This window comes from Streptomyces sp. 4N124 (assembly GCF_052245395.1).
In the GTDB taxonomy this organism is placed as follows: domain Bacteria; phylum Actinomycetota; class Actinomycetes; order Streptomycetales; family Streptomycetaceae; genus Streptomyces.
The window spans coordinates 1-26,080 of the sequence record NZ_JBQQBS010000038.1; the positions used below are offsets into that span (position 1 = coordinate 1).

20 protein-coding genes and 1 pseudogene are annotated in these 26,080 nt (G+C 69.6%); 11 read left to right on the forward strand and 10 right to left on the reverse strand.

Features of this window, described 5'->3' with window-relative positions:
* Window positions 1–29: 29 nt before the first annotated feature.
* From ACTWQO_RS31315 to ACTWQO_RS31325, 3 genes are all read right to left on the reverse strand, one after another.
* Window positions 30–1,976: a S53 family peptidase gene (locus tag ACTWQO_RS31315; protein ID WP_443240743.1), complete on the reverse strand. Its 1,947-nt coding sequence runs from the start codon at window positions 1,974–1,976 to the stop codon at window positions 30–32.
* A 163-nt stretch (window positions 1,977–2,139) separates the two neighbouring features.
* A complete protein-coding gene (locus tag ACTWQO_RS31320) occupies window positions 2,140–2,766 on the reverse strand; it encodes a DUF305 domain-containing protein (RefSeq protein ID WP_443240744.1) in 627 nt (208 codons plus the stop codon).
* The gene (locus tag ACTWQO_RS31325) at window positions 2,763–3,422 is read right to left on the reverse strand and encodes a DUF3105 domain-containing protein (protein WP_443240745.1); all 660 of its coding nucleotides are present in this window, start codon (window positions 3,420–3,422) and stop codon (window positions 2,763–2,765) included. The genes ACTWQO_RS31320 and ACTWQO_RS31325 overlap by 4 nt, the downstream gene beginning before the upstream one ends.
* 287 nt (window positions 3,423–3,709) lie before the next feature.
* Between ACTWQO_RS31325 and glnA the strand changes: the two genes are divergently transcribed.
* Window positions 3,710–5,071: a type I glutamate--ammonia ligase gene (gene glnA, locus ACTWQO_RS31330; RefSeq protein WP_210576288.1), complete on the forward strand. Its 1,362-nt coding sequence runs from the start codon at window positions 3,710–3,712 to the stop codon at window positions 5,069–5,071.
* Between the two features lie 135 nt (window positions 5,072–5,206).
* Here the strand turns inward: glnA and ACTWQO_RS31335 are convergent, their stop codons facing one another.
* Window positions 5,207–6,271, reverse strand: coding sequence for an aldo/keto reductase (locus ACTWQO_RS31335; protein ID WP_443240746.1), 1,065 nt, complete (start codon window positions 6,269–6,271; stop codon window positions 5,207–5,209).
* Between the two features lie 117 nt (window positions 6,272–6,388).
* On the opposite strand from ACTWQO_RS31335, the gene ACTWQO_RS31340 reads away from it, so the two are divergent.
* Window positions 6,389–7,219 (forward strand): helix-turn-helix transcriptional regulator, encoded by an 831-nt coding sequence (locus tag ACTWQO_RS31340; protein WP_443240747.1) that lies wholly within the window; start codon window positions 6,389–6,391, stop codon window positions 7,217–7,219.
* 72 nt (window positions 7,220–7,291) lie between these two features.
* Here the strand turns inward: ACTWQO_RS31340 and ACTWQO_RS31345 are convergent, their stop codons facing one another.
* The 3 genes from ACTWQO_RS31345 to ACTWQO_RS31355 all read right to left on the reverse strand — a co-directional run bounded on the left by ACTWQO_RS31345 (window position 7,292) and on the right by ACTWQO_RS31355 (window position 9,125).
* A complete protein-coding gene (locus ACTWQO_RS31345) occupies window positions 7,292–7,744 on the reverse strand; it encodes a VOC family protein (protein ID WP_443240748.1) in 453 nt (150 codons plus the stop codon).
* Between the two features lie 29 nt (window positions 7,745–7,773).
* Window positions 7,774–8,286, reverse strand: coding sequence for a pyridoxamine 5'-phosphate oxidase family protein (locus ACTWQO_RS31350; protein WP_443240749.1), 513 nt, complete (start codon window positions 8,284–8,286; stop codon window positions 7,774–7,776).
* A 77-nt stretch (window positions 8,287–8,363) separates the two neighbouring features.
* Complete coding sequence (locus ACTWQO_RS31355) at window positions 8,364–9,125, reverse strand: response regulator transcription factor (RefSeq protein ID WP_443240750.1); 762 nt, start codon at window positions 9,123–9,125, stop codon at window positions 8,364–8,366.
* A 168-nt stretch (window positions 9,126–9,293) separates the two neighbouring features.
* Between ACTWQO_RS31355 and ACTWQO_RS31360 the strand changes: the two genes are divergently transcribed.
* Complete coding sequence (locus ACTWQO_RS31360) at window positions 9,294–10,106, forward strand: hypothetical protein (protein WP_443240751.1); 813 nt, start codon at window positions 9,294–9,296, stop codon at window positions 10,104–10,106.
* 75 nt (window positions 10,107–10,181) lie between these two features.
* Entirely contained in the window at window positions 10,182–13,178 is a 2,997-nt protein-coding gene (locus tag ACTWQO_RS31365; protein WP_443240752.1) for a bifunctional [glutamine synthetase] adenylyltransferase/[glutamine synthetase]-adenylyl-L-tyrosine phosphorylase, read from the forward strand.
* Between the two features lie 4 nt (window positions 13,179–13,182).
* Here the strand turns inward: ACTWQO_RS31365 and ACTWQO_RS31370 are convergent, their stop codons facing one another.
* Window positions 13,183–13,800: a TetR/AcrR family transcriptional regulator gene (locus tag ACTWQO_RS31370; RefSeq protein WP_443240753.1), complete on the reverse strand. Its 618-nt coding sequence runs from the start codon at window positions 13,798–13,800 to the stop codon at window positions 13,183–13,185.
* A 142-nt stretch (window positions 13,801–13,942) separates the two neighbouring features.
* On the opposite strand from ACTWQO_RS31370, the gene ACTWQO_RS31375 reads away from it, so the two are divergent.
* Window positions 13,943–15,403 (forward strand): APC family permease, encoded by a 1,461-nt coding sequence (locus tag ACTWQO_RS31375; RefSeq protein ID WP_443240754.1) that lies wholly within the window; start codon window positions 13,943–13,945, stop codon window positions 15,401–15,403.
* Window positions 15,404–15,429: 26 nt separating this feature from the next.
* On the forward strand, window positions 15,430–17,001 hold the full coding sequence (locus ACTWQO_RS31380) for an amidohydrolase (RefSeq protein ID WP_443240755.1): 1,572 nt from the start codon (window positions 15,430–15,432) through the stop codon (window positions 16,999–17,001).
* Between the two features lie 11 nt (window positions 17,002–17,012).
* Here ACTWQO_RS31380 and ACTWQO_RS31385 read toward each other — a convergent pair whose 3' ends face one another.
* Together ACTWQO_RS31385 and ACTWQO_RS31390 are read right to left on the reverse strand one after the other, a co-directional pair.
* Complete coding sequence (locus tag ACTWQO_RS31385; RefSeq protein WP_443240756.1) at window positions 17,013–17,876, reverse strand: phosphatase PAP2 family protein; 864 nt, start codon at window positions 17,874–17,876, stop codon at window positions 17,013–17,015.
* A gap of 130 nt (window positions 17,877–18,006) precedes the next feature.
* Window positions 18,007–19,053: a LacI family DNA-binding transcriptional regulator gene (locus ACTWQO_RS31390; protein ID WP_443240757.1), complete on the reverse strand. Its 1,047-nt coding sequence runs from the start codon at window positions 19,051–19,053 to the stop codon at window positions 18,007–18,009.
* Between the two features lie 380 nt (window positions 19,054–19,433).
* Here ACTWQO_RS31390 and ACTWQO_RS31395 point away from each other — a divergent pair, with 380 nt between their 5' ends.
* The 5 genes and pseudogenes from ACTWQO_RS31395 to ACTWQO_RS31415 all read left to right on the forward strand — a co-directional run bounded on the left by ACTWQO_RS31395 (window position 19,434) and on the right by ACTWQO_RS31415 (window position 26,069).
* A complete protein-coding gene (locus tag ACTWQO_RS31395) occupies window positions 19,434–20,705 on the forward strand; it encodes an extracellular solute-binding protein (protein ID WP_443240758.1) in 1,272 nt (423 codons plus the stop codon).
* Window positions 20,706–20,837: 132 nt separating this feature from the next.
* Window positions 20,838–21,770 (forward strand): annotated as a pseudogene (locus tag ACTWQO_RS31400) (carbohydrate ABC transporter permease); the annotation flags it as partial.
* A gap of 13 nt (window positions 21,771–21,783) precedes the next feature.
* A complete protein-coding gene (locus ACTWQO_RS31405; protein ID WP_443240759.1) occupies window positions 21,784–22,692 on the forward strand; it encodes a sugar ABC transporter permease in 909 nt (302 codons plus the stop codon).
* 186 nt (window positions 22,693–22,878) lie between these two features.
* Entirely contained in the window at window positions 22,879–24,543 is a 1,665-nt protein-coding gene (locus tag ACTWQO_RS31410; protein ID WP_443240760.1) for a glycoside hydrolase family 13 protein, read from the forward strand.
* A 146-nt stretch (window positions 24,544–24,689) separates the two neighbouring features.
* Entirely contained in the window at window positions 24,690–26,069 is a 1,380-nt protein-coding gene (locus ACTWQO_RS31415) for an alpha-amylase (protein ID WP_443240761.1), read from the forward strand.
* Window positions 26,070–26,080: the final 11 nt, after the last annotated feature.

The window sequence follows — 26,080 nt, forward strand, 5'->3', positions numbered from 1 at the left end:
GGGCACCCCACGCCACCCCCATGCGTCGGTCACCGTCGGCGATACGACTCCACGTAGCCCCGCGCGGGTGTCCCCACGCCCGTCACGTCGTCGTACCCCTTGACCGCCTTCAGCGAGCTGTCGGTGCCGAGGGTGCGGACGGAGGTGGTCAGGCCGCCGCTCGCGTCGTAGCCGTTGACGAAGTCGACGCGGGCCACGGCGAGCCCGGAGCCGGTGGGGGCGTCCGTGACGTCGTGGTACGCCGTCGAGCCGTACTTGGCGTAGATCGCCGGGTTGGCGAAGCCGATCGCCTTCCCGCCGCGCGCCTCCTGCGCCAGTGCCTGCACCGCCGCGATGACCGGCGCGGCGAGCGAGGTGCCGCCGATGCGGTACTCGCTGTACTGCTGCGAGCCGTCCGGGAAGGTCTGCGTCTGGCCGACGAGGAACCCGGTGTTGGGGTCGGCGATGGCCGCGATGTCCGGGACGACACGGTTGCCGGAGGCGCTGTTGGCCTGCGCCAGCGAGGACGGCACGACGCCCTTCTGGTAGGAGGGCTCGGCGACCGTCCTGCTGGTGCCTCCGCCCGCACCCGAGGTGTACGCGCCCGGGAAGTCCACCCAGCTCTTGCCGTCGTCGGACAGCAGCGCCTTCTGGGTGCCCCAGCCGGTCTCCCACAGGTACGAGTCGCCCTTGCCGACCGCCAGCGACGTACCGCCGACCGCCGTCACCCAGGCCGAGTTGGCCGGGGTGTCGACCTGCTTCGTGCCGGTGTGGGCGACCTCGTCGCCGTTGTCGCCGGAGGAGAAGTAGAAGCCGATGCCCTCGGCCGCGCCGAACTGGAAGACCTGGTCGTAGGCGGCCGCGAGGTCCGGCGTCTGGTGGGCCTCGATGTCGCCCCAGGAGTTGGAGACGATGTCGGCGAGGTGGTGGTCGACGATCTTGCTGAGCGAGTCGAGCAGGTCGTCGTCGTAGCAGGACGCGGCACCCACGTACGTGACGTTCGCGGAGGGCGCGACCGCGTGCACGGCCTCGACGTCGAGGGTCTCCTCGCCGTACCAGCCGGCGGCGTCGCACTCGTCGGCGCCGGTGTGCGTGTACTTCTTGGGCAGCACCTGGCTCAACTGGCCGGTCTTCCAGGCGGCGTCGCCGTGCTTCTTCGCGTAGCTCGCCGCGTCGTAGGCGATGGTCGGCGAGGCGAACGCGTCGGTGATGGCGACCCGCACCCCCTTGCCCGTGTGCGAGCCCGCACTGTACGCGGCCCGCAGCTGCTTGCCGGTGTAGCCCCGGACGGCGTACGGGATCTTGCTGCCGTACGCGTCCGGCAGCGTGGTCGCGACGTTCGAGCCGTAGTACGAGGAGAACGGCCCGGCGTTCTTGAACACCGTGGACGGCCCGGGCAGTTGGTCGTCGTGGCTCGCCCGGTGCGGGGCGTTGTCGAGGCCGGTGACGGTCAGGACGGCGCCGTTCAGGCTGTCGGGCGCGGACGCGGTCCTGGCGGGCGCGCGGTAGGTCTTCGCGCCCTTGGCGTAGGTGCGCAGCTGGGTGCCGAACGCCTTCTCGGCGGCGGCCACGTCACCGGTCACGGAGACGTAGTGCTGTGCGACACCGGCGACCTTCAGGCCGGCGGACGTCAGCCACGCCTTGACGGCGGCGATCTGGGCCCCCGTCGCACCGAAGCGGGTCTGCGCCTGATCGGCGCTCAGGTACTTGCCGTACGAGGCCGAATGCGGGTCGGACACGGCCTTGGCGTACGCGGCCAGACCGGTGGCGTCCCGGCCGGCGAGGTAGACCCGGGCGGCGACCGCGGAGCTGTCCGGCGCGGCCCCCTTGTCGGCCTTGGTCGTGGCCCACGCGGGTTTGGTGCCCGCGAGCAGGTCCCGGCCCGGGTTGTCCGCGGCGTGCGCGGCGGGTATGCCGAAGGCCAGCGCCCCGGCGAGCATCGGCAGCGTTGCCGCGATGCCCGCCACGGCGCGTGCCCTGGCGCGGTTGGATCTCATGGAACCCCCTGGATGCGGTTCGTCGCGAGTGATCACTCGACGGTGGCCACTCTCGCGACGAACCGTTCACGTCAGGGGAATCAGGGGGGAATGGCTCAGCCAAGAAGCACCCAAGGAACCGTATGCACAAGGGATTTGAGGCATACATCCCCCTCGGCGGAGCTCAACGCGCCTGCGCGCCCCGCTTCTTGAGCAGATCCGCCATGAGCTGGATCTCCGACTCCTGCGCTTCGGCCATGCCCTGCGCGAGATCCTTCTCCACGCCGACCGAGCAGCGCTGCACGCACCCCTCGGCCATGTGGACACCGCCCTTGTGATGGTCCGTCATCAGCTGCAGAAAGAAGATCTCGGCCTGCTTGCCGTCGAGCTTCCCCAGCTTCTCCATCTCGGTGTTGGTCGCCATGCCGGGCATCAGCGCGCCGTCCTTGCCGGAGGCCATGCCGCCCATGTCCATCCAGGTCATCGGCGGGTCCGACGACACCTTCGGCAGCCCCCACAGGGTCAGCCAGCCCAGCAGCATGCCGCGCTGATTGGCCTGCGTCTGTGCTATGTCATACGCCAGCCGCCGCACCTCCGTGTCGGCGGTGCGGTCGCGCACGATGTACGACATCTCCACGGCCTGCTGATGATGTACGGCCATGTCGCGCGCGAAACCGGCGTCCGCGGAGTCGGCGGCCGGCGGCTCGACACCGGAGTTGCCGTCTCCGGCGACCGCGAAGGTGATCGCGCCGGCCGCGACGAGCGCGGCTGCCGCGGCCCCCGCGATCCAGCCGGCCTGCGCCCGTTTCACTTCGACAGCCCACCCGTGCAGGCGGCACCCGGCTCGGGCGTCTGGTCGCCCTGGACGTACTTCTCGAAGAACTTGGCGACATTCGGGTCGTCCGCGCTCGTCACCGTGCGCTGGGCACCCCATGCCGAGAGCATGATCGGGTCCTTCTGCTTCTCGTCCGGGCTCATCAGCGTGTACGGCGTCTGCTTCACCTTCGCCGCCAGCGCGTCCACGTCCTTCTTGGCCGCCTTGCTGGTGTACGTCACCCAGACGGCGCCGTGCTCCAGGGAGTGCACGGCGTTCACGTTGTTGAGCGCCTCGGTGTAGACGTCCCCGTTGCAGTTCATCCACGCCTGGTGGTGGTCGCCGCCGACCGGGGGCTCCATCGGGTAGCTCACGTCCTTGGTGACGTGGGTGCGGCTCAGCTTCCCGTCCCAGGTCTTCACGCCGTCCTTGCCCGTGACGAACTTGCCGGTGCTGGAGTCGCTCGCCGCGGCGTCGTCGTCGGACTGCGACTGCACGAGCACGACGCCGCCGACGGCGAGGCCGACGACGACGACCACGCTGGCCGTGATGGTGAGGATGCGGCTGCGGCGCTCGCGGGCACGCTCGGCGCGCCGCATCTCCTCTATTCGCGCCTTGCGCTCTGCGGAGCTGCTCTTCTTGGCGGAGCCCATGGAGTGTGTCCTTCTAGGCAAGGGAACGGTCGGGTCTGCTGATCGTAATGGGGAAGGGGTGACCTCCCGAAGGGAGGTCGCAGGAATTACGGATGTCGGCGGCAGGGGGCACTATGGGCACTGAGCAGTACACCTGCCGTATCGGAGGCGTTCACGCCGAGGTCGGCCGGGCGATCAGGGTCCGCAACGCGCACGAAATGGTGTTGTGGTGTGATGCTCAGGTGCCCGACCGCCTCGCACGGTTCCCGGGGCAGGCGGCCTGACCAGCAAGGATGGGGAAGCGGAAGATGGACAAGCAGCAGGAGTTCGTGCTCCGGACGTTGGAGGAGCGCGACATCCGGTTCGTACGCTTGTGGTTCACCGACGTGCTCGGCTTCCTCAAGTCCGTGGCCGTCGCCCCGGCCGAGCTCGAGCAGGCGTTCGACGAGGGCATCGGTTTCGACGGCTCCGCGATCGAGGGCTTCGCCCGGGTGTACGAGTCCGACATGATCGCCAAGCCGGACCCGTCGACCTTCCAGGTCCTGCCGTGGCGCGCCGAGGCCCCCGGCACCGCCCGCATGTTCTGCGACATCCTCATGCCGGACGGCTCGCCGTCCTTTGCCGACCCGCGCTATGTCCTCAAGCGCGCGCTGTCCAAGACCTCCGACCTGGGCTTCACCTTCTACACCCACCCGGAGATCGAGTTCTTCCTGCTGAAGGACCGCCCGCTGGACGGCTCCCGCCCCACCCCCGCCGACAACTCGGGCTACTTCGACCACACCCCCACCCACGTCGGCCAGGACTTCCGCCGCCAGGCGATCACGATGCTGGAGTCGATGGGCATCTCGGTCGAGTTCTCCCACCACGAGGGCGCCCCCGGCCAGCAGGAGATCGACCTCCGGTACGCCGACGCGCTGTCGACGGCGGACAACATCATGACGTTCCGCCTGGTCATGAAGCAGGTCGCGCTGGAGCAGGGGGTGCACGCGTCCTTCATGCCGAAGCCGTTCTCCGAGCACCCCGGCAGCGGTATGCACACGCACCTGTCCCTCTTCGAGGGCGACCGCAACGCGTTCTACGAGTCGGGCTCCGAGTACCAGCTCTCCAAGGTCGGCCGCTCCTTCATCGCGGGCCTGCTGCGGCACGCCGCGGAGATCTCCGCGGTCACCAACCAGTGGGTCAACTCCTACAAGCGCATCTGGGGCGGCTCCGAGCGCACGGCCGGCGCCGGCGGCGAGGCCCCCTCGTACATCTGCTGGGGCCACAACAACCGCTCGGCCCTCGTCCGCGTCCCGATGTACAAGCCCGGCAAGACCGGCTCCGCACGCGTCGAGGTCCGCTCCCTGGACTCCGGCGCGAACCCCTACCTCGCCTACGCCGTCCTCCTCGCCGCCGGCCTCAAGGGCATCGAGGAGGGCTACGAGCTCCCGCCGGGCGCCGAGGACGACGTCTGGGCCCTCTCCGACGCCGAGCGCCGCGCGATGGGCATCGAGCCCCTGCCGCAGAATCTGGGCGAGTCGCTGTCCCTGATGGAGCGGAGCGACCTGGTCGCGGAGACGCTGGGCGAGCACGTCTTCGACTTCTTCTTGCGCAACAAGCGGCAGGAGTGGGAGGAGTACCGCTCCGAGGTGACGGCGTTCGAGCTGCGGAAGTCTCTGCCGGTTCTGTAGGCGCAGGTTTGCGCCACACTCCGTCGAGGTGTGGATCGGGCCCGCGGTCATCGACTGCGGGCCCGTGACTGTGGGGCAGTCCGCCCGTCCTGTGCGTGCACTCGCACCGTGCTGCCCTCGGCGCTCGACCGGCTGTCAGCGGCGAGTTTCGATCTTCAGGTTGCCTGCCGTCACCTTGCGGATGTGGTCGCTGGCGAGCAGGTCGTGCGGGTAGCCGAGTCCGATCGCGCCGGCCGCGTCGAGGCGGGCCAGTTGGGCGGTGGTGAAGTCGACCTCCAGGGCGCCCAGATTGTCCTCCAGCTGCGCGGGGGTGCGGGCGCCGATGATCGAGGCTGTCACGTCCGGGTTCCGCAGGGTCCAGGCCAGCCCGACCTGGGCGGGTGTGCGGCCCAGCTCCGTGGCGACCTCCTTCACGACATCGGCAAGGGCGAGGTTGCGTTCGGTGACCGTGCCCAAGGCGAGGTTGAAGCTCTTGCGGGTGCCGTCGTCGGATGCGCCGTCCGTCGCGGTCAGGTCGTCGCGGCTGTACTTGCCGGTGAGCACCCCGCCGGCCAGGGGTGAATACGGGATCACACCGAGCCCCATCTCGCGTGCCATGGGGATCAGGTCACGTTCCCCGGTGCGCTCGATCAGGTTGTATTCGATCTGCAGCGCGACCAGCGGCGACCAGCCGCGCAGGTCGGCGATCGCCTGCATGCGCGACACCTGCCAGGCCGGGGCGTTGCAGATCGCCACGTACAAGATCTTGCCCTGCCGGACCAGATCGTCCATGCCGCGCAGGATCTCCTCGACCGGTGTCGTGAAATCCCACACGTGCAGGTAGAGCAGATCGATGTAGTCCGTATTGAGCTGTCGCAGACTCGCTTCCACCGAAGCGAACAGGCTCTTGCGGTGACTGCCCCCGGAATTCGGGTCGCCGGGCCGGCGCAGCGTCGTGTATTTCGTTGCCAGCACCAGGCTTTCGCGGTTGTCGCGGGTGAATTCGCCGAGCAGGCGCTCGGAGCTGCCGTCGGTGTAGGTGTTGGCGGTGTCGATGAAGTTGCCGCCGCGCTCGACGTAGAGGTCGAACAGCTTGCGTGCCTCGTCCTGCTCGGCGCCCCAGCCCCACTCGGTGCCGAAGGTCGCCGCGCCCAGCGCCAGCGGTGAGACCCGCAGTCCGGAGCGGCCAAGCAGCCGGTAGGTGTCGAGGGTGAGCGACATCGTGTCCTCCTGTGCTCGTGATCCGTTGCCGAGCACAAGGCTCGGACCGCCGCGAGCCGGAAGTAAGGGAAAGAGGTTCCTGGGAACGCCGGTCCTACCCTGGCTGTTGGACCGGACATGACGACCCACACCGTGGACTCAACACAGGAGATGGCCGCGTTTCTGCGGGCCCGGCGCGAACGGCTGGACCCGGGTGATCTCGGTCTGCCGTCGCGTAAGCAGGCCCGGCGGACCCCGGGACTGCGCCGCGAAGAGGTCGCTGAACTGGCCGGGGTCAGCGTCGACTACATCGTGCGGCTGGAACAGGGGCGCGGGCTGCGGCCATCGGCGGACGTGGTGGAGGCGCTGGCCCGGGCGCTGCGCCTGGCCCCCGTCGAACGCGCCTACCTCTTCAACCTGGCCCAGCAGCGCCCCCGCAACGCCGACCAGCCCGCCACCACCGCGGCACCGCCGCTGGCCCGGATGGTCGCCGACCTGTCGCCGCTGCCGGCCATGCTGATGAACCACCGCTACGACATCCTGGCCTGGAACCGCGAAATGACGCGGCTGCTCCTCGATTTCGACACCCTGCCTCCGGCGCGGCGCAATGCGATATGGCTGTGCCTGATGCATCCGGAGATACGCGAGTTCTACGTCGACCGGGAACGTGTTGTGCGGGAGGGGATCGCGCATCTGCGCGCTGCGTGGGCCGCGCATCCGGAGGATCGGGCGTTGACCGACCGCATTGCCGAATTCATCGCTCGCGACAAGGAATTCGCGCGATTGTGGGCCGAACGGGACATCAAGGTGAACGGTCGCGGGTGGAAGATGATGCGGCATCCTGACGTCGGTGTGTTCGCGGTGCATTTCGAAGTGCTGGTGCCGCTTCAGGATCCGGATCAGCGGTTGGTGATTTTTCGCGCCGCGGACGAGGAGAGCCGGTCGGCGTTGGATCGGTTGTGCGCATGACCGTAGGGGCGCGTGGTCATGTTGCGGCCGGTGGGGGCTGGTCGCGCAGTTCCCCGCGCCCCTAAAGGGGCGTTACTGCTGGCCCTGCTTTGCCTGTTCCGTGAGTACTTGGTGCAACGGCTCCGTCGCCCTGCGGCGGTACTCCTGGATCGACCAGCCATTCCCGTCCGGGTCCGTGAAGTACATGAACGTCGCGCCGTCGTCGGGGGAGTACTGGGTCGGCTCGGTGATCTCCAGGCCGCGTTCCAGCAACTCGGCGTGTGCGGCCTTGATGTCGGCGACGCAGAGCTGGAGGCCCTGGTAGGAGCCGGGTTCGGGCTTGGTCTCGCCCTTGGTCATGTCCCAGATGCTGTCGCCGAGGGCGACGGAACAGCCGGAGCCCGGCGGGGTCAGCTGGACGATGCGCATGCCCGGCATGACCTCCTGGTCGATGTCGACGTGGAAGCCGACCTTGTCGCGGTAGAAGTCGCGGGCTCGGTCGATGTCGCTCACGGGCAGCGGGATCACTTCGAGCGTGTACTGCATCGCTGGTCCTCCAGGTCGCCGTTGACACGTCAGCCGAACCGCCAGCGGGTCTGGCTGAACGGCTCCCCCTTACCGAAGCCGAAAACGGTGACCGGCGCCACCGAAAAGACGTAAGCGTGCCCCGGTCCGTGGTGGAAGCAGCCGTTCCGTACCTCGAAGTGCCAGAAAGGCCCGTATTTCGTCTCCCAGAGGGATGCCAGTTCGCGCAGCGCCGCCTCGTCCGTGACCCGCCGCGCCTCGCCCTCGACCACGAGGTCGTACCCCTTGTTCCAGGTGTTCGTGCCCGTGGTGAGGACGACGTGGGGGTTCTCGGCCAGGTTGCGGGCCTTGCGCTCCTCGGGGCCGGTGCAGAAGTGCAGGGCGCCGTGCGCCCAGACCGCGGGGAGCGGGGTGACGTGCGGGCGCCCGTCCGGTCGTACGGTCGAGATCCAGAACAGCTCGGCCTCGGTGAGCTGCTTCTCGGCTTCCGGCCAGGGGACCGCGGTCGCCGTTTCCTCGCTGTAGCGGGTGTCCAGTCGGGTCTGCGGGGTGGTGTCGGTCATGAGCTGCCTCCAGCCGCCGGATGTCTTCGTATGTCCCTCGACAGGGCAGACTCGACACGGCCCCGGAACTCATCGGCTCACAGGGCTTCCGCCTCCGGGAAAACCCGGGCGACGGCCGCCGTACGGCTGGAGACACCCAGGCGGCCGAAGGCGTTCTCCAGGTGCTTGCGGACAGTGCTGCGCGAGACGACGAGCTGTTCCGCGATCTCCGGGGTGGTCAGACCGAGGGCCACGCAGCGCAGGACGTCCAGTTCCCGGTGGGTCAGCCGCGCGGAGGGGCGCCGGCGGCGGGCGGCGTCCTGGTAGATCGCGTACAGATGCGGGGCCATCATGCGGAGCGTGGTCATCTCGTGATCGGTGAACGGTCTGCCCTCCTCGCGCAGGAACTGGAAGACGCGGGTGCGGTTCGGCGCGGTGGGCAGGGCGACGGCCGCGATGCGTTTGAAGGGGCGCAGGCACTCGGTGTAGATCGGCAGGTTCATCAGCTCGCGCAGTGACATGAAGTCGGTCAGCTGTGCCGCCTCGGGCAAACTGTGCGGCCCCGCGACCCATGTGCATTGCAGATGCTGGTGGCGCCATCGCCAGTAGCCGTCCAACGAGCCGTCGTCCCCGCCCATGTTTCCCCAGTTGTCGTAGGGCGTCTCCTGCTCGTTGACGTGGATCCGGGTCGGGACGTCCAGTTCGGAGAAGCAGGCGCAGTCGCAGGGGACGAGGCGCTGCAGGCCGAGCAGCAGGGACTTCGGCGGCACCGCGTCCGACGTGTCGTGCCGGGCCTCGTCCAGGACGTCCGCCATGCGCCGCAGATGAACCTCGGCCGTCGTACGGGCTGATGTCGTCATGGCGGCCTCCCGGGCCGGTTCTCACCTCCTGCGAAGGTACGCCCCGCGCGGGCCCGGGGCGCCGGGGATTCGTCAAATGACGAATGGGCTAAGGCCGTTGAGGGGCGCACTGTCGACACAGGCAGCCGCCCGGCTGCCGGGACTGCACAGAAAGAGACGGAGCCCCCCATGCCTACCCACCTTCGACCCGCGGCCCTTGTCGCGGGCGCCGTCCCGCTGGCCGCTGCCCTGCTGGTCACCGGGTGCCAAGCGTCGCCCACCACGACCGCCTCGGTGCGGGACGAGGCCTTCTTGGGGGTCGGGTTCACGCTCGGACCCCGGGGCGGCATCGACATCTCCGGCGCTTCCCGCGAGGCGGTCGCGCCGGCCGGGTCCTACCCGGTGACCGCGGGCCGCGCCCACGGGTTCGCCCGCCCCGACGACAAGCTGCTCGTCGTGCTGCGCCACTGGCCGCAGGAGCGTGCCGCACGCGGCGCGCACCGGGAGCCGCCTCTGGAGGAGCCCGCCATCGAGACCGGATTCCTCGTCGACACCGCGAACTGGGCGCAGGCCGAGCTCGACGGGCATCCGCTGCAGTGGCTGCGCCGGGCCACGATCCGCGTCGACACCACGAAGAGCACCGCCGGGGACCTCACCCGCCTCACTCTGTCCGGTCCGCACGGGGGTCGGTCCGGACAGCCGGTGGAGCCGCCGGACGACAGCTCGTGCGGCGGGCTCGACCCGTTGGTGAACCGGAGCGTGGTGCTGCCCGCGGTGGAGCCGGGCACATCGGTCGTGGACGCCCTGACCCGGCTGCGCGGGCAGTGCCTGGACGTGCAGTACGCCTCCCGGCCCGGCGGTGGCCGGCCGGGCACCGTGCACAGCGTGGTCGTGCCGGTCGCCGGGCAGGCGGCGCCGGTGGCCGTCGTGCCGGGACGCAGGGCCGGTGACACGGTGCTCGCCGAGCCGTCCCGACCGGCCACGGTGGTGGTCATCCGCTGAGACACCCCGGCGCTTGTCCGGGCTTCTCCGGTTAGGCTCAAGCGGGTACGACCTTGATCCGACAGGAGGCGGGGCATGACGGCGCCGGGGCGCAGGAGCAGTACCTTCACTCGGCTGCTGCGGCACGGTTTCACCGATCCCTCGGCCGCCGAGCGGCTCCTGGACAGCGTGGAGCTGTCGCCGATGCGGAACGACCCGGTGCTGCTGGAGGCGCTGGGCGCGACCGCCGACCCGGATCTCGCGCTGCACGGTCTGGTACGGCTGCTGGAGGTGCAGCCCGGACCCCTGGCGCAGCGCGAGCTGCTCGACACGGTGATAGCGGCGAAGCCGCTGCGGGACCGGCTGCTCGGTGTGCTCGGCGCCTCCGCCGCGCTCGCCGACCACCTCGCCCGGCATCCCAAGGACTGGCAGGCGCTCGTCACGTACGAGCCGCGCGACCTGCACCCCGGGGTGGCGGAGTTCGAGCGCGGTCTCGCCGAGGCCGGCGACCCGGTCGCCCTGCGCGTCGCCTACCGGCGCTGTCTGCTGTCCATCGCCGCCCGTGACGTGTGCGGCACCACCGATGTCGCCGAGACCGCCGCCGAACTCGCCGACCTGGCCACCGCGACCCTGCGCGCCGCCCTCGCCATCGCCCGCACCGCCGCGCCCGACGATGCCGCCTCGTGCCGGCTCGCGGTGATCGCGATGGGCAAGTGCGGCGGCCATGAGCTGAACTACGTGTCCGACGTCGACGTGATCTTCGTGGGGGAGGCCGTCGAGGGCGCCGACGAGGGCAAGGCGCTCCGCTCCGCCACCAAGCTCGCCTCGCACATGATGCGGATCTGCTCCGAGACCACCGTCGAGGGCTCGATCTGGCCCGTGGACGCCAATCTGCGGCCCGAGGGCAGAAACGGTCCGCTGGTGCGCACGCTGAGCAGCCATCTCGCCTACTACCAGCGCTGGGCCAAGACCTGGGAGTTCCAGGCGCTGCTCAAGGCCCGCCCGGTGGCCGGCGACATCGAGCTCGGCGAGGAGTACGTCTCCGCTCTCGAACCGCTCGTCTGGAAGGCCGCCGAGCGCGAGAACTTCGTCGCCGACGTGCAGAAGATGCGCCGCCGGGTCGTCGAGAACATCCCGGTCGCCGAGGTCGACCGGGAACTGAAGCTCGGCCCGGGCGGGCTGCGGGACGTCGAATTCGCCGTACAGCTGCTGCAGTTGGTGCACGGACGTGCCGACGCGTCCCTTCGCAGCGGCACCACCCTGGACGCCCTCCAGGCGCTCGCCGCCGGCGGGTACGTCGGTCGCGCCGACGCCGTCCAGCTCGACAGCGCCTACCGCTTCCTGCGCTCCATGGAGCACCGCATCCAGCTCTACCGGCTGCGCCGCACCCACCTCGTCCCCAATGACGAGGCCGACCAGCGCCGCATCGGCCGCTCGCTGGGCCTGCGCACCGATCCGGTCGCCGAGCTGAACCGCGAGTGGAAGCGGCACGGCAGTGTCGTACGACGGCTGCACGAGAAGCTCTTCTACCGGCCACTGCTCGACGCCGTCGCCCAACTCGCCCCCGGCGAAGCCCGGTTGAGCGCCGAAGCGGCCCGCGAACGCATGGTCGCCCTCGGCTACGCCGACCCGGCCGCCGCCCTGCGCCACCTGGAGGCGCTGGCCTCGGGCGTCACCCGCAAGGCCGCGATCCAGCGCACGCTGCTGCCCGTGCTGCTCGGCTGGTTCGCCGACTCCGCCGACCCGGACGCGGGACTGCTCAACTTCCGCAAGGTGTCGGACGCGTTGGGCAAGACGCCCTGGTATCTGCGGCTGCTGCGGGACGAAGGAGCCGCGGCCGAGAATCTCGCCCGTGTGCTGTCCGCCGGCCGCCTCGCGCCCGACCTGCTGATGCGCGCGCCGGAAGCCGTGGCGCTGCTCGGCGACGGTGACGGCGGCGGCCTCGCCCCCCGCTCCCACGCCCATCTGGAGCAGGAGATCCTCGCCGCGGTCGGCCGCGCCGGCGGCGCCGTCCAGGCCGTCACGGCGGCTCGCGGCGTCCGCCGCCGCGAGCTGTTCCGTACGGCCGCCGCCGACATCGTCGGCTCGTACGGCACCGAGACCCAGCCCGCCGAGGCCGACCAGGGCGCGCTGGTGGACCGGGTCGGCGGCGCGATCTCCGACCTGACGGCCGCCACCCTCGCCGGCACCCTGCGCGCGGTCGTCCGCGAGGGCTGGGGCGAGGAGCTGCCCACCCGGTTCGCGATCATCGGCATGGGCCGCTTCGGCGGGCACGAACTCGGCTACGGCTCCGACGCGGACGTCCTGTTCGTGCACGAGCCCCGCGCGGGCGTCGAGGAGCGGGAGGCCGCGGACGCCGCGAACAAGGTCGTCTCCGAGATGCGGCGACTGCTCCAGATCCCGAGCGCCGACCCGCCGCTGCTGATCGACGCGGACCTGCGACCGGAGGGCAAGTCCGGGCCGCTCGTACGGTCGTTGAACTCGTACGAGGCCTACTACCGCCGCTGGTCCCTGGTCTGGGAGTCGCAGGCACTGCTGCGGGCCGAAGCCGTCGCCGGTGACGAGGACTTGGGGCGGCGCTTCATCGAGCTGATCGACCCGCTGCGGTATCCGGCGGAGGGACTCGGCGACGACGCCGTCCGGGAGATCCGGCGCCTGAAGGCCCGTATGGAGTCCGAGCGGATGCCGCGCGGCGCCGACCCGAAGCTGCACACCAAGCTCGGGCCCGGCGGGCTCTCCGACGTCGAATGGACCGTCCAGCTCCTCCAGTTGCTCCACGGCTGGGCCGAGCCGGGCCTGCGCACCACCCGCACCCGCGAGGCCCTCGCCGCCGCCTGCGCCGCCGAGCTCATCTCCGGCGAGGACGCGGCGACCCTGGACGAGGCGTGGGTGCTGGCGACGCGGGTGCGGAACGCGGTGATGCTCGTGCGTGGGCGAGCGGGGGACACGTTCCCGTCGCACGGACGCGAACTGGCCGCCGTGGGGCGGTACTTGGGGTACGGCCCGGGACACGTCGGCGACATGCTCGACGCGTACCGGCGCACGGCGCGACGGGCGCGGGGTGTGGTGGAGGAGCTGTTCTACGGAGCGTAGACCCTCAGCTCCGCTTCCCGTGAACCCTCAGCGCACGAGCATGAGTCATCAACCCCTCCAGCCCCACCTCGAACGCCCGGTCCGCCCGCCCCTCTCCCACCGCCGCCAGCGCTTCCGCCAGCCGGGGCGTCGCCGCGTCCGGTGTCAGTTCCCACATCGTCTCCGGGGCCGCGAGGTCGAGCGCCGAGCCCAGGACCAGGTTCTCCACGGCGACGAGGAGCGGCATGATGTCGGCGACGGCGAACCCGGCGTCCAGGAGCAGCGTCACCGCCCGCTCGTACTGCTCCAGCACGCGCGGCGCCCGCACCGGTGACGTCATCAGCAGCGGGATCGCCTTCGGGTGTGCGGCGAACGCGGCGCGGTAGGAGCGCGCCCAGGCCTCCAGCGCCGTGTCCCAGGGCGTCTGGGACAGCGTCCCGGGGTCGATCACGGACGCGACCCGCTCGCGCAGCAGTTCCACGATGCCGTCCCGGCCGTCCACATGGTGATACACCGAGCCGGTCTGCGCGCCGAGCCGCTTGGCGATCTGCGGGACGCTGAAATCGCCGTGCTCGTCGACCAGTTGGAGCGCGGTCGTGGTGATGCGCTCGCGGTCGAGGAGCGGGGTGCGGGGCCGTGCCATGGTCGGCGGTCTCCTTACGTGGGGATCCAGGTCTTCCCGGATGGCAAACGAGAGGTTACATTCCCAAAACCGAAAGCCTTTAGGTTAACGGTGCTCCGCTCGCTCCGAGTATCGCTCTGTCCGCCGCTCGAAGGGCTTCCCCATGTCCGTGACCGCCTCCGACACCCCCGCGGAGAAGACGCCGCCTGCCACGGCCGGCCTCCGCTCCGGCTCCCTCGGCACCGCCGACATCGCCTTCTTCGTCGTCTCCGCCGCCGCCCCGCTCACCGTCATGGCCGGCGTCGCCCCGCTCGCGATCCTGCTCGGCGGCATCGGCGCCCCGGTCGGCTACCTCGTCGCCGGCATCACCCTCGCCGTCTTCGCCGTCGGCTTCACCACCATGAGCCGGCACGTCAAAAGCGGCGGCGCCTTCTACGCGTACATCACGCGCGGGCTGGGCCGCCCCGCCGGCATCGGCGCCGCCCTGCTCGCCCTCATCGGCTACAACGGCATGGAGATCGGCGTCTTCGGCCTCCTCGGCACCGCCGGCCGGGACACCGCGCAGGCCCTCTTCGGCATCGACGTCCACTGGCTGCCCATCGCCCTGGCCGGTCTCCTCCTCGTCGGCTACGGCGGCTACCGCTCCATCGACTTCGGCGCCAAGCTGCTCGGCATCCTGCTCGTAGCCGAGACGGGCATCCTCGTCCTGCTGGCGGGTGGCGTGCTGATCAAGGGCGGTGCACACGGCCTGTCCGGCGCCTCCTTCACGCCCGGCAACGTCTTCGTCGGCGGTACGGCCGTCGTCCTCGCCTTCGCGTTCGCCGCGTTCACCGGCTTCGAGTCGACCGTCATCTACCGGCGCGAGGCGCGGAACCCGGAGCGCACGGTGCCGCGCGCGACCTACGTCGCCGTCGGATTCCTGGGCCTGTTCTACGCGTTCATCGTCTGGACCGTCATCCAGGCCTTCGGCGACGCGGAGGTGATCGGAGCCGCGGCCAAGGACCCCGGCGGCCTCTTCTTCTCCGCGATCACCACCTACGTCGGCGCGTGGGCGGCCGACCTGATGCACATCTTCATCGTCACCAGCGTCCTCGCCTCCCTCCTCGCCTTCCACAACGCCATCAACCGCTACGTCCTGGGTCTCTCCGAAGAGGGCGTACTGCCAGGCAAGTTGGGCCGCGTCCACCCACGCCACGGCTCCCCGTACATCGCCGGAATCGCGCAGACCGTCCTCGGCGCCGTCGTCGTCCTCGGCTTCTGGGCTGCCGGCGCCGACCCGTACCAGCAGCTGCTGCTGTGGGTGAACACCCCCGGAATGATCGGCCTGTTCGTCCTCCAGCTGCTCGCCGCGATCGCCGTACCCTGCTACTTCCGCCGGGTCAGCCACCAGGAGGGCGTTATGCGGACCGTCGTGGCCCCCGTCACCGCGGCCCTCCTGCTCGCGACGGCCATAGGGCTCGTCGTCGCGCACATCGACGCGTTCACCGGCGCCTCCCCGACGGTGAACACCGTCCTCATCGCCCTCGCGCCCACCGTCTTCGTCATCGGCCTCGGACTGGCATGGTGGCTGCGCCGCCAACGACCGCAGGTGTACGCCGACTTCGCCGCCGAGCCGTCTGAATGACCAGTAATCACAAGGGAGTTCACGCCATGCCCACCGCCGACCTCATCCTCGCCGGCGCCAAGATCCGCACCCTCGACCCCGACCGCCCGTACGCCACCGCCGTCGCCGTACACGACGGGCTGATCGCGGCGGTGGGCGACGAGGGCGACGTACGAGACTGGCGCGGGCCGGGAACGGAGGTCGTACGGCTGGAGGGCGCGCATCTCGTGCCCGGCCTTGTGGACGCGCACAGTCACCCGGTGTGGGGGCTGGACATGGCGACGGGGGTGGACCTCTCCGGAGTCGCGGATCTCGCGGGACTACGGGCCGCGCTCGCGTCCGCCGAGCGGATCGACGGCTGGGTCGTCGGCTACGGCCTCGACCACAACGCCTTCGAGGGGCGGCCCATCGACCGGTCCCTCATCGAGGACGTGCTCGGCGGCGCGCCCGCCTTCCTCCGGCTCTACGACGGACACTCGGCCCTGGTGAGCGGCGCGGCGCTGGCCGCCGCCGGGGTGGCCGGACCGCGCGCGTTCACCCAGCGCTCGGAGGTGGTCTGCGACTCCGCCGGGCGCCCCACCGGGCACCTCGTCGAGCATGCGGCGATGGATCTGGTGACCGAGGTCATGCCCCGGGCGTCGTACGAGGTCCGGCAGGCGCGGCTGGTGGAGCTGCTGTCCGCGATGGCGGCGACCGGGCTCACCGGCGCGCACGTCATGGACGCCGGGGACCCCGAGCTGGTCGGGGCGGTGGCCGCGGAGACCGTGCTGCCGGTGCGGCTGCGCTTCGCGCCCTGGTGCATGCCGGGCGCGGACGCCGACGACCTGGCCGAGCTGGTCGCCGCGCAGGGCCAGGGCGGGCGGCACTGGCGGGTCGGCGGGGTCAAGTTCTTCATGGACGGGACCGTCGAGGGCGGCACGGCGTGGCTGGAGCACGCGGACTGCCATGGGCAGGGGACGGACGCGTTCTGGCCGGATCCGGACGCGTACGCCGCCGCCGTACGGCAGCTGCACACGGCCGGGGTGCGCACCGCCACGCACGCCATCGGGGACGCGGCCGTGCGGCACGTCCTGGACGTGGTCGCGTCGCTGGGGCCGGACGCGCGGGGCAGGCATCGCGTCGAGCACATCGAGACGGCCCCGGACGACCTGCTGCCGCGGTTCGCGCAGTTGGGGCTGGCCGCCTCCATGCAGCCGCCGCACACCGCGTACACCCGCGCCGACGGCACCGACGAGTGGTCCCGCCGCCTGGGCGCCGGCCGCGCCGCCCACGCCTGGCGCCTGCGCGATCTGCGGGACGCGGGAGCTACGGTCGCCCTGGGCTCGGACTGGCCGATCGCCCACTACGACGTACGAACGGTCCTGGCGACGGCACGCAGCCCGAAGGGTGCCGCCTCGGCCCGGGCGGGCCTGACGGGGCTCGAGGCGCTGGAGGGCTGCACGACGCATGCGGCGACGGCGGCGGGGGAGTCGGGGACGGCGGGCCGTATCGCTCCGGGGTACCGGGCGGATCTCACGGCTTTGGAGGTGGACCCGGTGACCGCCCCCGCGGACGAGGTGGCTCAGGCGCCGGTGCGACTGACGGTGACCGGCGGTCACGTGGCGCACCGGGGAGAGTAGAGGGGGGAGCCTTAGACCTTCCCCGACAGCAGCGACCTGCCCGGACTTCGCGCCGGCACCAGCCTCGGCAAGGAGTAGGGCAACGTCCCGTACCAGACCCGCGCCACCGCGTAGCCGAAGGCCAGGCACATCAGGCCGCCGACGGCGTCCAGCCAGAAGTGGTTGGCGGTGGCGACGATCACGATGAGCGTGGCCACGGGGTAGAGCAGGCCCAGGACGCGGACCCACGGGATCGAGGCCAGCGCGAAGATCGTCAGGCCGGACCAGACCGACCAGCCGATGTGCATCGACGGCATCGCGGCGTACTGGTTGGACATGTTCTTCAGGTCGCCGGAGGCCATCGAACCCCAGGTGTGGTGGACCATCACCGTGTCGATGAAGCTCTGGCCGTTCATGAGCCGTGGCGGGGCGAGCGGATACAGGTAGTAACCGACGAGGGCCACACCGGTCGTCGCGAAGAGCACCATCCGGGTCGCCGCATAGCGGCCGGGATGACTGCGGAACAGCCACACCAGGACACCCAGAGTGACCACGAAGTGCAGTGTCGCGTAGTAGTAGTTCATGCCGACGATGAGCCAAGTCACCGAGTTCACGGCGTGGTTGACGGATTCCTCGACGGCGAGGCCGAGATCCTGCTCGAGCCGCCAGAGCCAGTCGGCGTTGCTGAGAGCCTGCCCCTTTTGCTCCGGGACGGCGTTGCGGATCAGTGAGTAGGTCCAGTAACTCACCGCGATCAGAAGGATCTCGAACCACAGCCGGGGCCGCCGCGGAGTACGCAACCTGCTCAGCAGAGCGGGCCTGGTTTCGACCGTGACAGGGTGCGGAACGGCCTCTTCGCGGCCTTCCTCGGCGGTCGTCACGGTCGTCTCACCCATGGGCACAGAGTCTGCCAGAAAAGCCTTCGCCCTCCGATCATCCCCTGGTCGGGTTCGGGCTGCACGTCCTACGACGACCGTAGGGCGCATCCTCCTACCAGCGCACTGCCGCAGAAGGAAGTTCTCCGCCTCAGGGACGACTCCGGTCCCCGTTCCTCTCACCAGGCGCCGAAGCCGTCGAACCGCGCACCACCAGCTCCGGCATGAACACGAACTCACTGTGCGGCGCGGGCGTCCCCCCGATCTCCTCCAGCAACGTCCGCACCGCCGCCTGCCCCATCGCCGGAACCGGCTTGCGGACCGTCGTCAGGGGCGGGTCGGTGAAGGCGATCAGCGGGGAGTCGTCGAAGCCCACCACCGAGATGTCCCGGGGGACTTCCAGACCGTGCTGCCGGGCCGCCCGTATCGCGCCCAGCGCCATCATGTCGCTGGCGCACACCACCGCCGTACAGCTGCGGGCGATGAGCGCGGTGGCCGCCGCCTGGCCGCCCTCCAGCGTGTAGAGGGAATGCTGGACCAGTTCCGTCTCGATCGTGTCCGTGGCCAGCCCGAGCTGGTCCTGTACGGCGCGGACGAAGCCCTCGATCTTCCGCTGGACCGGCACGAACCGCTTCGGGCCGAGCGCGAGACCGATCCGGGTGTGGCCCAGCGACACCAGATGCGTGACCGCCAGCGTCATCGCGGCCCGGTCGTCCGGCGAGATGAACGGTGCCTGCACCTTGGGGGAGAAGCCGTCGACGAGCACGAACGGCACGCCCTGCGCGCGCAACTGCTCGTAGCGCTGCATGTCGGCGGTCGTGTCGGCGTGCAGTCCGGAGACGTAGATGATCCCGGCGACGCCCCGGTCGACGAGCATCTCGGTCAGCTCGTCCTCCGTCGAACCGCCCGGGGTCTGGGTGGCGAGGACCGGTGTGTAGCCCTGCCGCGTCAGCGCCTGGCCGATCACCTGGGCCAGGGCCGGGAATATCGGGTTCTCCAGCTCCGGGGTGATCAGGCCCACCAGGCCCTCGCTGCGCTGCCGCAGCCGCACGGGACGCTCGTAGCCGAGGACGTCCAGCGCGGCCAGCACGGACTGGCGGGTGGTGGCGGCGACGCCCGGCTTCCCGTTGAGGACGCGGCTGACGGTCGCTTCGCTCACCCCCGCCTGAGCAGCGATGTCGGCAAGCCGTGTGGTCACGGGAGTGGACTGTACCGGCCGTCCCTCGCCTTGCACACCGATCGGACGCCGGGCGCGGGCGGTTGACCGGCGCGGTGCGGGTTGCTGCGGCATGGCGGCCCCTCGGGGAACGGTCGGCAAGAGCTTGCAGAGTCTTGCACAACACCGTCCATGCCCGCTCAACCCCGCAGAACAACGGTCTCACGGCGGTCGACAACAGGTCACGCACGGATAACTTCGGAGACGTCTTGCACTTTTTTGCTGCAAGGACTTTCGCGCCGCTTACATCGCTGTTACGTTCTCGACGCCCGGCCGCCGCAACGGCGCAGTCGGCAAGTCGCAGGGACGGCAGACGGGACCGCCCCCTGCACCACTCGGGCTTTAACCCTCAAGGAGAACTCATGCGGCGTGGCATAGCGGCCACCGCGCTGGTGGCGTCCCTCGCCCTCGCGGCGACGGCCTGCGGCGGAGACGGCGACAGTGGCGACAAGGCCGACGGTCCGGTCACCATCACCTGGTGGGACACCTCCAACGCCACGAATGAGGCGCCGACGTACCAGGCCTTGGTCAAGGAGTTCGAGGCCGCCAACAAGGACATCAAGGTCAAGTACGTCAACGTCCCCTTCGACCAGGCGCAGAACAAGTTCGACACCGCCGCCGGTGCCAGCGGCGCCCCGGACGTGCTGCGCTCCGAGGTCGGCTGGACGCCCGCCTTCGCCAAGAAGGGCTTCTTCCTCCCGCTGGACGGCACCGAGGCCCTCGCCGACGAGAGCAAGTTCCAGCCCAGCCTGATCGAGCAGGCCAAGTACGAGGGCAAGACCTACGGCGTGCCGATCGTCACCGACACCCTCGCGCTGGTCTACAACAAGGAACTCTTCGAGAAGGCCGGCGTCGAGGCTCCGAAGACCTGGGACGACCTGAAGAAGGCCGCTGCCACGATCAAGGACAAGACCGGCGTCGACGGCTACTGGGGCTCCACCCAGGCCTACTACGCCCAGTCCTTCCTGCACGGCGAGGGCACCGACACGGTCGACGCCGACGCCAAGAAGATCACCGTCAACTCGGCCGAGGCCAAGAAGGCGTACGGCACCTGGCTGGACCTCTTCGACGGCAAGGGCCTGCACAAGGCCGACACCACCGCCGATGCCTACGCCCACATCCAGGACGCGTTCGTCAGCGGCAAGGTCGCCGCGATCATCCAGGGCCCGTGGGAGATCACCAACTTCTACAAGGGCTCCGCGTTCAAGGACAAGCAGAACCTCGGCATCGCCACCGTCCCGGCCGGCTCCAGCGGCAAGGCGGGCGCCCCGACCGGCGGCCACAACCTCTCCGTGTACGCCGGCTCCGACGAGGCGAAGCAGAAGGCCGCGCTGAAGTTCGTGAACTTCATGACCTCGGCGAAGTCCCAGGAGACCGTCGCCCTGAAGAACTCCACGCTGCCCACCCGCGACGACGCCTACACCACCGAGGTCAAGGCCGACCCGGGCATCGCCGGCTACCAGGGCGTCCTCTCCGCCGCCCAGCCGCGGCCGGCCCTGCCCGAGTACAGCTCCCTGTGGGGCCCGCTGGACACCGAGCTGCCCAAGATCGCCGGTGGCAAGGAGTCCCTGGACGGCGGCCTGGGTAACGCTGAGACCGCCATCGCCAAGCTGGTGCCGGACTTCAGCAAGTGACCCCGCATGGCCGTCGGATCCTCCTGAACTGGGGGGAAGGATCCGGCGGCCATCGGCCTGCGCGCCGTACCCCTTGATCTTCGATCTTCTTGATCTGCCAGAAGGTGTCGAACCATGACAGTCGCCGTCCAGCGCCTGAAGCACAGCTACCAGAAGTACTGGTACGCCTACGCCATGATCGCCCCCGTGGTCATCGTGCTCGGCGTCCTCGTGCTGTATCCGCTCGCGTACGGGTTCTACCTGACGCTCACGGACGCCAACAGCCTCAACACCGGTCGCACGATCGGCGTCAACGAGATCGAGGCCACCTACAAGTTCATCGGCTTCGACAACTACGCCGACATCCTGTGGGGCGAGACCGCCTACGACCGCTTCTGGTCGCACTTCATCTGGACGGTGTTCTGGACGGCGGCCTGTGTCGCGCTGCACTACTGCATCGGCCTGGGCCTGGCCCTGCTGCTCAACCAGAAGCTGCGCGGCCGCACCTTCTACCGGCTGATCCTGGTCCTGCCCTGGGCCGTGCCGACCTTCGTCACCGTCTTCGGCTGGCGGTTCATGCTCGCGGACGGCGGCATCATCAACTCCGCGCTGGAGACGCTCCATCTGCCGACACCGCTGTGGCTGGAGGACACCTTCTGGCAGCGGTTCGCCGCGATCATGGTCAACACCTGGTGCGGGGTGCCGTTCATGATGGTCTCGCTGCTGGGTGGTCTGCAGTCGATCGACTCGACGCTGTACGAGGCCGCGGAGATGGACGGCGCCACCCCCTGGCAGCGGTTCCGGTACGTCACGCTGCCCGGCCTGAGGTCCGTCAGCTCCACCGTCGTACTGCTCGGCATCATCTGGACCTTCAACCAGTTCGCCATCATCTTCCTGCTGTTCGGCGACACGGCCCCGGACGCCCAGATCCTCGTCACCTGGGCCTACTACCTCGGCTTCGGACAGCAGCCGCGCGACTTCGCGCAGTCGGCGGCCTACGGCATGCTGCTGCTGGCCATCCTGATCGTCTTCACCTCCTTCTACCGCCGCTGGCTGAACCGCAATGACCAGCAGCTCGCGATCTGAGGCAGGAGCCCCCATGAGCACTACGACCGTCAAGACGCCCGCTCCCGCCGATCAGCCCCCCGCCTCCGACGCACCCCGCAAGGTGCGCCGGCGCGGCGAGCACGGCCCCGGCGCGTCCCTCGCGTCCCACGGCATCCTGATCGCCGCGAGCCTGATCGCGCTCTTTCCGATCGCCTGGCTGGTCTTCCTCTCCCTCGGCCCGGACAAGGACGACTATCTGCACCCCGGAGGGATCTGGGGGAAGATGACGTTCGACAACTACTCGTTCGTCCTGTCGGACACGAACTTCTTCGACTGGCTGAAGAGTTCGCTGATCGTCTCGCTGGGTGCCACGGTGATCGGTGTGCTCGTCGCCGCCACCACCGGATACGCGGTCTCCCGGATGCGCTTCCCCGGCTACAGGAAGTTCATGTGGGTGCTACTGGTCACCCAGATGTTCCCGGTAGCCGTACTCATGGTGCCGATGTACCAGATCCTGTCGGAGCTGAAGCTCATCGACAGCTACGGTGGCCTCATCCTCGTCTACTGCTCGACGGCCGTGCCGTACTGTGCCTGGCTGCTCAAGGGCTATTTCGACACCATCCCGTTCGAGATCGACGAGGCCGGGCGCGTCGACGGGCTGACCCCCTTCGGTACGTTCGCGCGGCTGATCCTGCCGCTTGCGCGGCCTGGGCTGGCCGTGGCCGCGTTCTACAGCTTCATCACCGCGTTCGGTGAGGTCGCGTTCGCCTCTACATTCATGCTGTCCGACACGAAGTACACGCTGGCGGTCGGGTTGCAGAGCTTTGTGAGTGAGCATGACGCTCAGCGGAACCTGATGGCTGCGACGGCTGTGCTGATTGCGATACCTGCGGCTGCGTTCTTCTATTTCGTGCAGAAGAACTTGGTGACTGGGCTTACTGCCGGTGGCACCAAGGGGTGAGCCCGTCGTTTGGCTGCGGCGCCGTCGTGGCTGGTCGCGCAGTTCCCCGCGCCCCTGAAAGACGGGGCGTTGCCCTTCTCCCCTCCTGAAAACTCGAGGCGGTCGCGGTGGCCATCCGACCCCGCTGCCACCGTGGCCGTCTCGTCACCACACATGACCCCACATCCTTTACGTATCAAGGACGCCATGAGCCAGCACTCCGCCGACCCGGCCGTCAACTCCGCTCTTGCCACCGTCGCCCAGCGCCCTGACTGGTGGCGGGATGCGGTGATCTACCAGGTCTATCCGCGCAGTTTCGCCGACAGCAACGGCGACGGTATGGGGGATCTGGAAGGCGTACGATCCCGGCTGCCGTATCTGCGGGACCTCGGTGTCGATGCCGTGTGGTTGAGCCCCTTCTATGCCTCACCGCAGGCCGACGCCGGTTACGACGTCGCCGATTACCGGGCCGTGGACCCGATGTTCGGCAATCTTCTCGATGCCGATGCGCTGATCCGCGACGCGCATGAGCTGGGTCTGAGGATCATCGTCGACCTGGTGCCCAACCACTCCTCCGATCAGCACGAGTGGTTCAAGCGGGCGGTCGCGGAGGGGGCGGGTTCGCCGCTCCGGGACCGGTATCACTTCCGGCCGGGCAAGGGGGAGAACGGGGAACTCCCGCCCAACGACTGGGAGTCGATCTTCGGCGGGCCCGCGTGGACCCGGGTGCCCGACGGTGAGTGGTATCTGCATCTCTTCGCGCCGGAGCAGCCCGACTTCAACTGGGAGCACCCGGCCGTCGGGGACGAGTTCCGCTCGATCCTGCGGTTCTGGCTGGACATGGGCGTCGACGGCTTCCGTATCGACGTGGCGCACGGGCTGGTGAAGGCGGAGGGACTGCCGGACCTGGGGGCCCATGACCAACTCAAGCTACTGGGCAACGATGTCATGCCGTTCTTCGACCAGGACGGCGTGCATGAGATCTACCGCCAGTGGCGGACGATCCTGGACGAGTACGCGGGGGAGAGGATCTTCGTCGCCGAAGCCTGGACCCCGACCGTCGAGCGCACCGCCAACTACGTCCGCCCGGACGAGCTGCACCAGGCCTTCAACTTCCAGTATCTGAGCACGAGTTGGGACGCGGAGGAGCTGCGCACGGTCATCGACCGCACGCTGGAGGCCATGCGCCCGGTCGGCGCCCCCGCCACCTGGGTGCTGTCCAACCACGACGTCACCCGCCACGCGACCCGCTTCGCCAACCCCCCGGGTCTCGGCACGCAGATCCGCTCGGCGGGCGACCGCGAACTGGGCCTTCGCCGCGCCCGCGCCGCCACCCTGCTGATGCTGGCGCTGCCCGGTTCGGCGTACGTCTACCAGGGCGAGGAGCTGGGCCTTCCGGACGTCGTCGACCTGCCGGACGAGGTCCGTCAGGACCCGGCGTACTTCCGGGGCGCCGGCCAGGACGGCTTCCGCGACGGGTGCCGGGTGCCGATCCCGTGGACGCGCACGGGGCCGTCGTACGGCTTCGGCGCGGGCGGCAGTTGGCTGCCCCAGCCCGAGGGATGGGGCGAGTTGAGCATCGAGGCCCAGACGGGCGACGCCGACTCGACCCTGGAGCTGTACCGCACCGCGCTCGCCGTCCGCCGCGCACAGCCCGACCTGGGCGCGGGCGACGCGGTGGAGTGGCTGCGCGCCCCCGAGGGCGTCCTGGCCTTCCGGCGCGGGGAGTTCGTGTGCGTGGCCAACACGGGCAGTGAGTCGGTGACGGTGCCCGCGCACGGTCGCGTGCTGCTCGCCAGCGGTGAGGTGACGGAGGCGGACGGCGAGGCGAAGGTGCCGGGCGACACGACGGTCTGGTGGACCACCGCCTGACGGCTGCCGTCTGACGGCTCTGAAAGTTCTTGCATCAACTTCACACGGCCCGCTGCCTTTTCAGGCAGCGGGCCTTTAACATCTCCGTCACCGCAAAGTTGCTGCAAGATTTCAGCAACTTCCTTCAACGGAGAAGGAACCCCCACATGGCACCAAGCAGAACCCTTGCAGGCGCGCTCGCGTTCGCCGCCGCCGCAGCCGTCATGGCGTCCCCCGGCACCGCCGCCGCCTCCCCGCCCGGCACCAAGGACGTCACCGCGGTGATGTTCGAGTGGAACTTCGCCTCGGTCGCCAAGGAGTGCACCAACACCCTCGGCCCCGCCGGCTACGGCTACGTCCAGGTCTCCCCGCCCGCCGAGCACATACAGGGCTCACAGTGGTGGACGTCGTACCAGCCCGTCAGCTACCGGATCGCCGGTCGGCTCGGTGACCGCGCGGCCTTCCAGAGCATGGTCAGCGCCTGCCACGCGGCGGGAGTGAAGGTCGTCGCCGACACGGTGATCAACCACATGTCGGCGGGCAGCGGCACCGGCACCGGTGGTTCTTCGTACACGAAGTACACCTACCCGGGCCTGTACTCGTCCCCCGACTTCGACGACTGCACCGGTCAGATCACCAACTACCAGGACCGCTGGAACGTCCAGCACTGCGAACTGGTGGGCCTCGCCGACCTGGACACCGGGGAGTCCTACGTCCGCGGCGCCATCGCCGGCTACATGAACGACCTGCTGTCGCTCGGCGTCGACGGCTTCCGCGTCGACGCGGCCAAGCACATGCCGGCCGCCGACCTCGCCAACATCAAGTCCCGGCTGAGCAACCCGTCGGTGTACTGGAAGCAGGAGGTCATCCACGGCAGCGGGGAGGCCGTCCAGCCCACCGAGTACACGGGTAATGGGGACGTCCAGGAGTTCCGCTACGCCTACGACCTCAAGCGTGTCTTCAACAACGAGAACCTCGCCTACCTGAAGAACTACGGCGAGGGCTGGGGCTACATGAGCAGCGGTGTCTCCGGTGTCTTCGTCGACAACCACGACACCGAGCGCAACGGCAGCACGCTCAACTACAAGGACGGCGCCAACTACACGCTGGCCAACGTCTTCATGCTGGCCTGGCCCTACGGCGCCCCCGACATCAACTCCGGCTACGAGTTCTCCGACACGGACGCGGGCCCGCCCAACGGCGGTGCGGTGAGCGCCTGTTGGCAGGACGGCTGGAAGTGTCAGCACAACTGGCCCGAGATCAGGTCGATGGTCGCCTTCCGCAACGCGACGCGCGGTGAGGCCGTCACCAACTGGTGGGACAACGGCGCCGACGCGATCGCCTTCGGGCGGGGCGCCAAGGGGTACGTCGCCATCAACCACGAGTCGAGCAGCCTGAGCCGGACGTATCAGACGTCGCTGCCGGCGGGGACGTACTGCAATGTGCAGAGCAATACGACCGTGACGGTGAACTCCGGTGGGCAGTTCACGGCCACGCTCGGCGCCAACACGGCCCTCGCGCTCTACGCGGGGAAGTCGAGCTGCTGAACACCGCAGGT

Coding starts and splice junctions, on each gene's coding strand:
- ACTWQO_RS31315 (WP_443240743.1), bottom strand. CDS start 1,976: ATGAGATCCAACCGCGCCAGGGCACGCGCCGTGGCGGGCATCGCGGCA.
- ACTWQO_RS31325 (WP_443240745.1), bottom strand. CDS start 3,422: ATGGGCTCCGCCAAGAAGAGCAGCTCCGCAGAGCGCAAGGCGCGAATA.
- glnA (WP_210576288.1), top strand. CDS start 3,710: ATGGACAAGCAGCAGGAGTTCGTGCTCCGGACGTTGGAGGAGCGCGAC.
- ACTWQO_RS31335 (WP_443240746.1), bottom strand. CDS start 6,271: ATGTCGCTCACCCTCGACACCTACCGGCTGCTTGGCCGCTCCGGACTG.
- ACTWQO_RS31340 (WP_443240747.1), top strand. CDS start 6,389: ATGACGACCCACACCGTGGACTCAACACAGGAGATGGCCGCGTTTCTG.
- ACTWQO_RS31345 (WP_443240748.1), bottom strand. CDS start 7,744: ATGCAGTACACGCTCGAAGTGATCCCGCTGCCCGTGAGCGACATCGAC.
- ACTWQO_RS31350 (WP_443240749.1), bottom strand. CDS start 8,286: ATGACCGACACCACCCCGCAGACCCGACTGGACACCCGCTACAGCGAG.
- ACTWQO_RS31355 (WP_443240750.1), bottom strand. CDS start 9,125: ATGACGACATCAGCCCGTACGACGGCCGAGGTTCATCTGCGGCGCATG.
- ACTWQO_RS31360 (WP_443240751.1), top strand. CDS start 9,294: ATGCCTACCCACCTTCGACCCGCGGCCCTTGTCGCGGGCGCCGTCCCG.
- ACTWQO_RS31365 (WP_443240752.1), top strand. CDS start 10,182: ATGACGGCGCCGGGGCGCAGGAGCAGTACCTTCACTCGGCTGCTGCGG.
- ACTWQO_RS31370 (WP_443240753.1), bottom strand. CDS start 13,800: ATGGCACGGCCCCGCACCCCGCTCCTCGACCGCGAGCGCATCACCACG.
- ACTWQO_RS31375 (WP_443240754.1), top strand. CDS start 13,943: ATGTCCGTGACCGCCTCCGACACCCCCGCGGAGAAGACGCCGCCTGCC.
- ACTWQO_RS31380 (WP_443240755.1), top strand. CDS start 15,430: ATGCCCACCGCCGACCTCATCCTCGCCGGCGCCAAGATCCGCACCCTC.
- ACTWQO_RS31385 (WP_443240756.1), bottom strand. CDS start 17,876: ATGGGTGAGACGACCGTGACGACCGCCGAGGAAGGCCGCGAAGAGGCC.
- ACTWQO_RS31395 (WP_443240758.1), top strand. CDS start 19,434: ATGCGGCGTGGCATAGCGGCCACCGCGCTGGTGGCGTCCCTCGCCCTC.
- ACTWQO_RS31405 (WP_443240759.1), top strand. CDS start 21,784: ATGAGCACTACGACCGTCAAGACGCCCGCTCCCGCCGATCAGCCCCCC.
- ACTWQO_RS31410 (WP_443240760.1), top strand. CDS start 22,879: ATGAGCCAGCACTCCGCCGACCCGGCCGTCAACTCCGCTCTTGCCACC.
- ACTWQO_RS31415 (WP_443240761.1), top strand. CDS start 24,690: ATGGCACCAAGCAGAACCCTTGCAGGCGCGCTCGCGTTCGCCGCCGCC.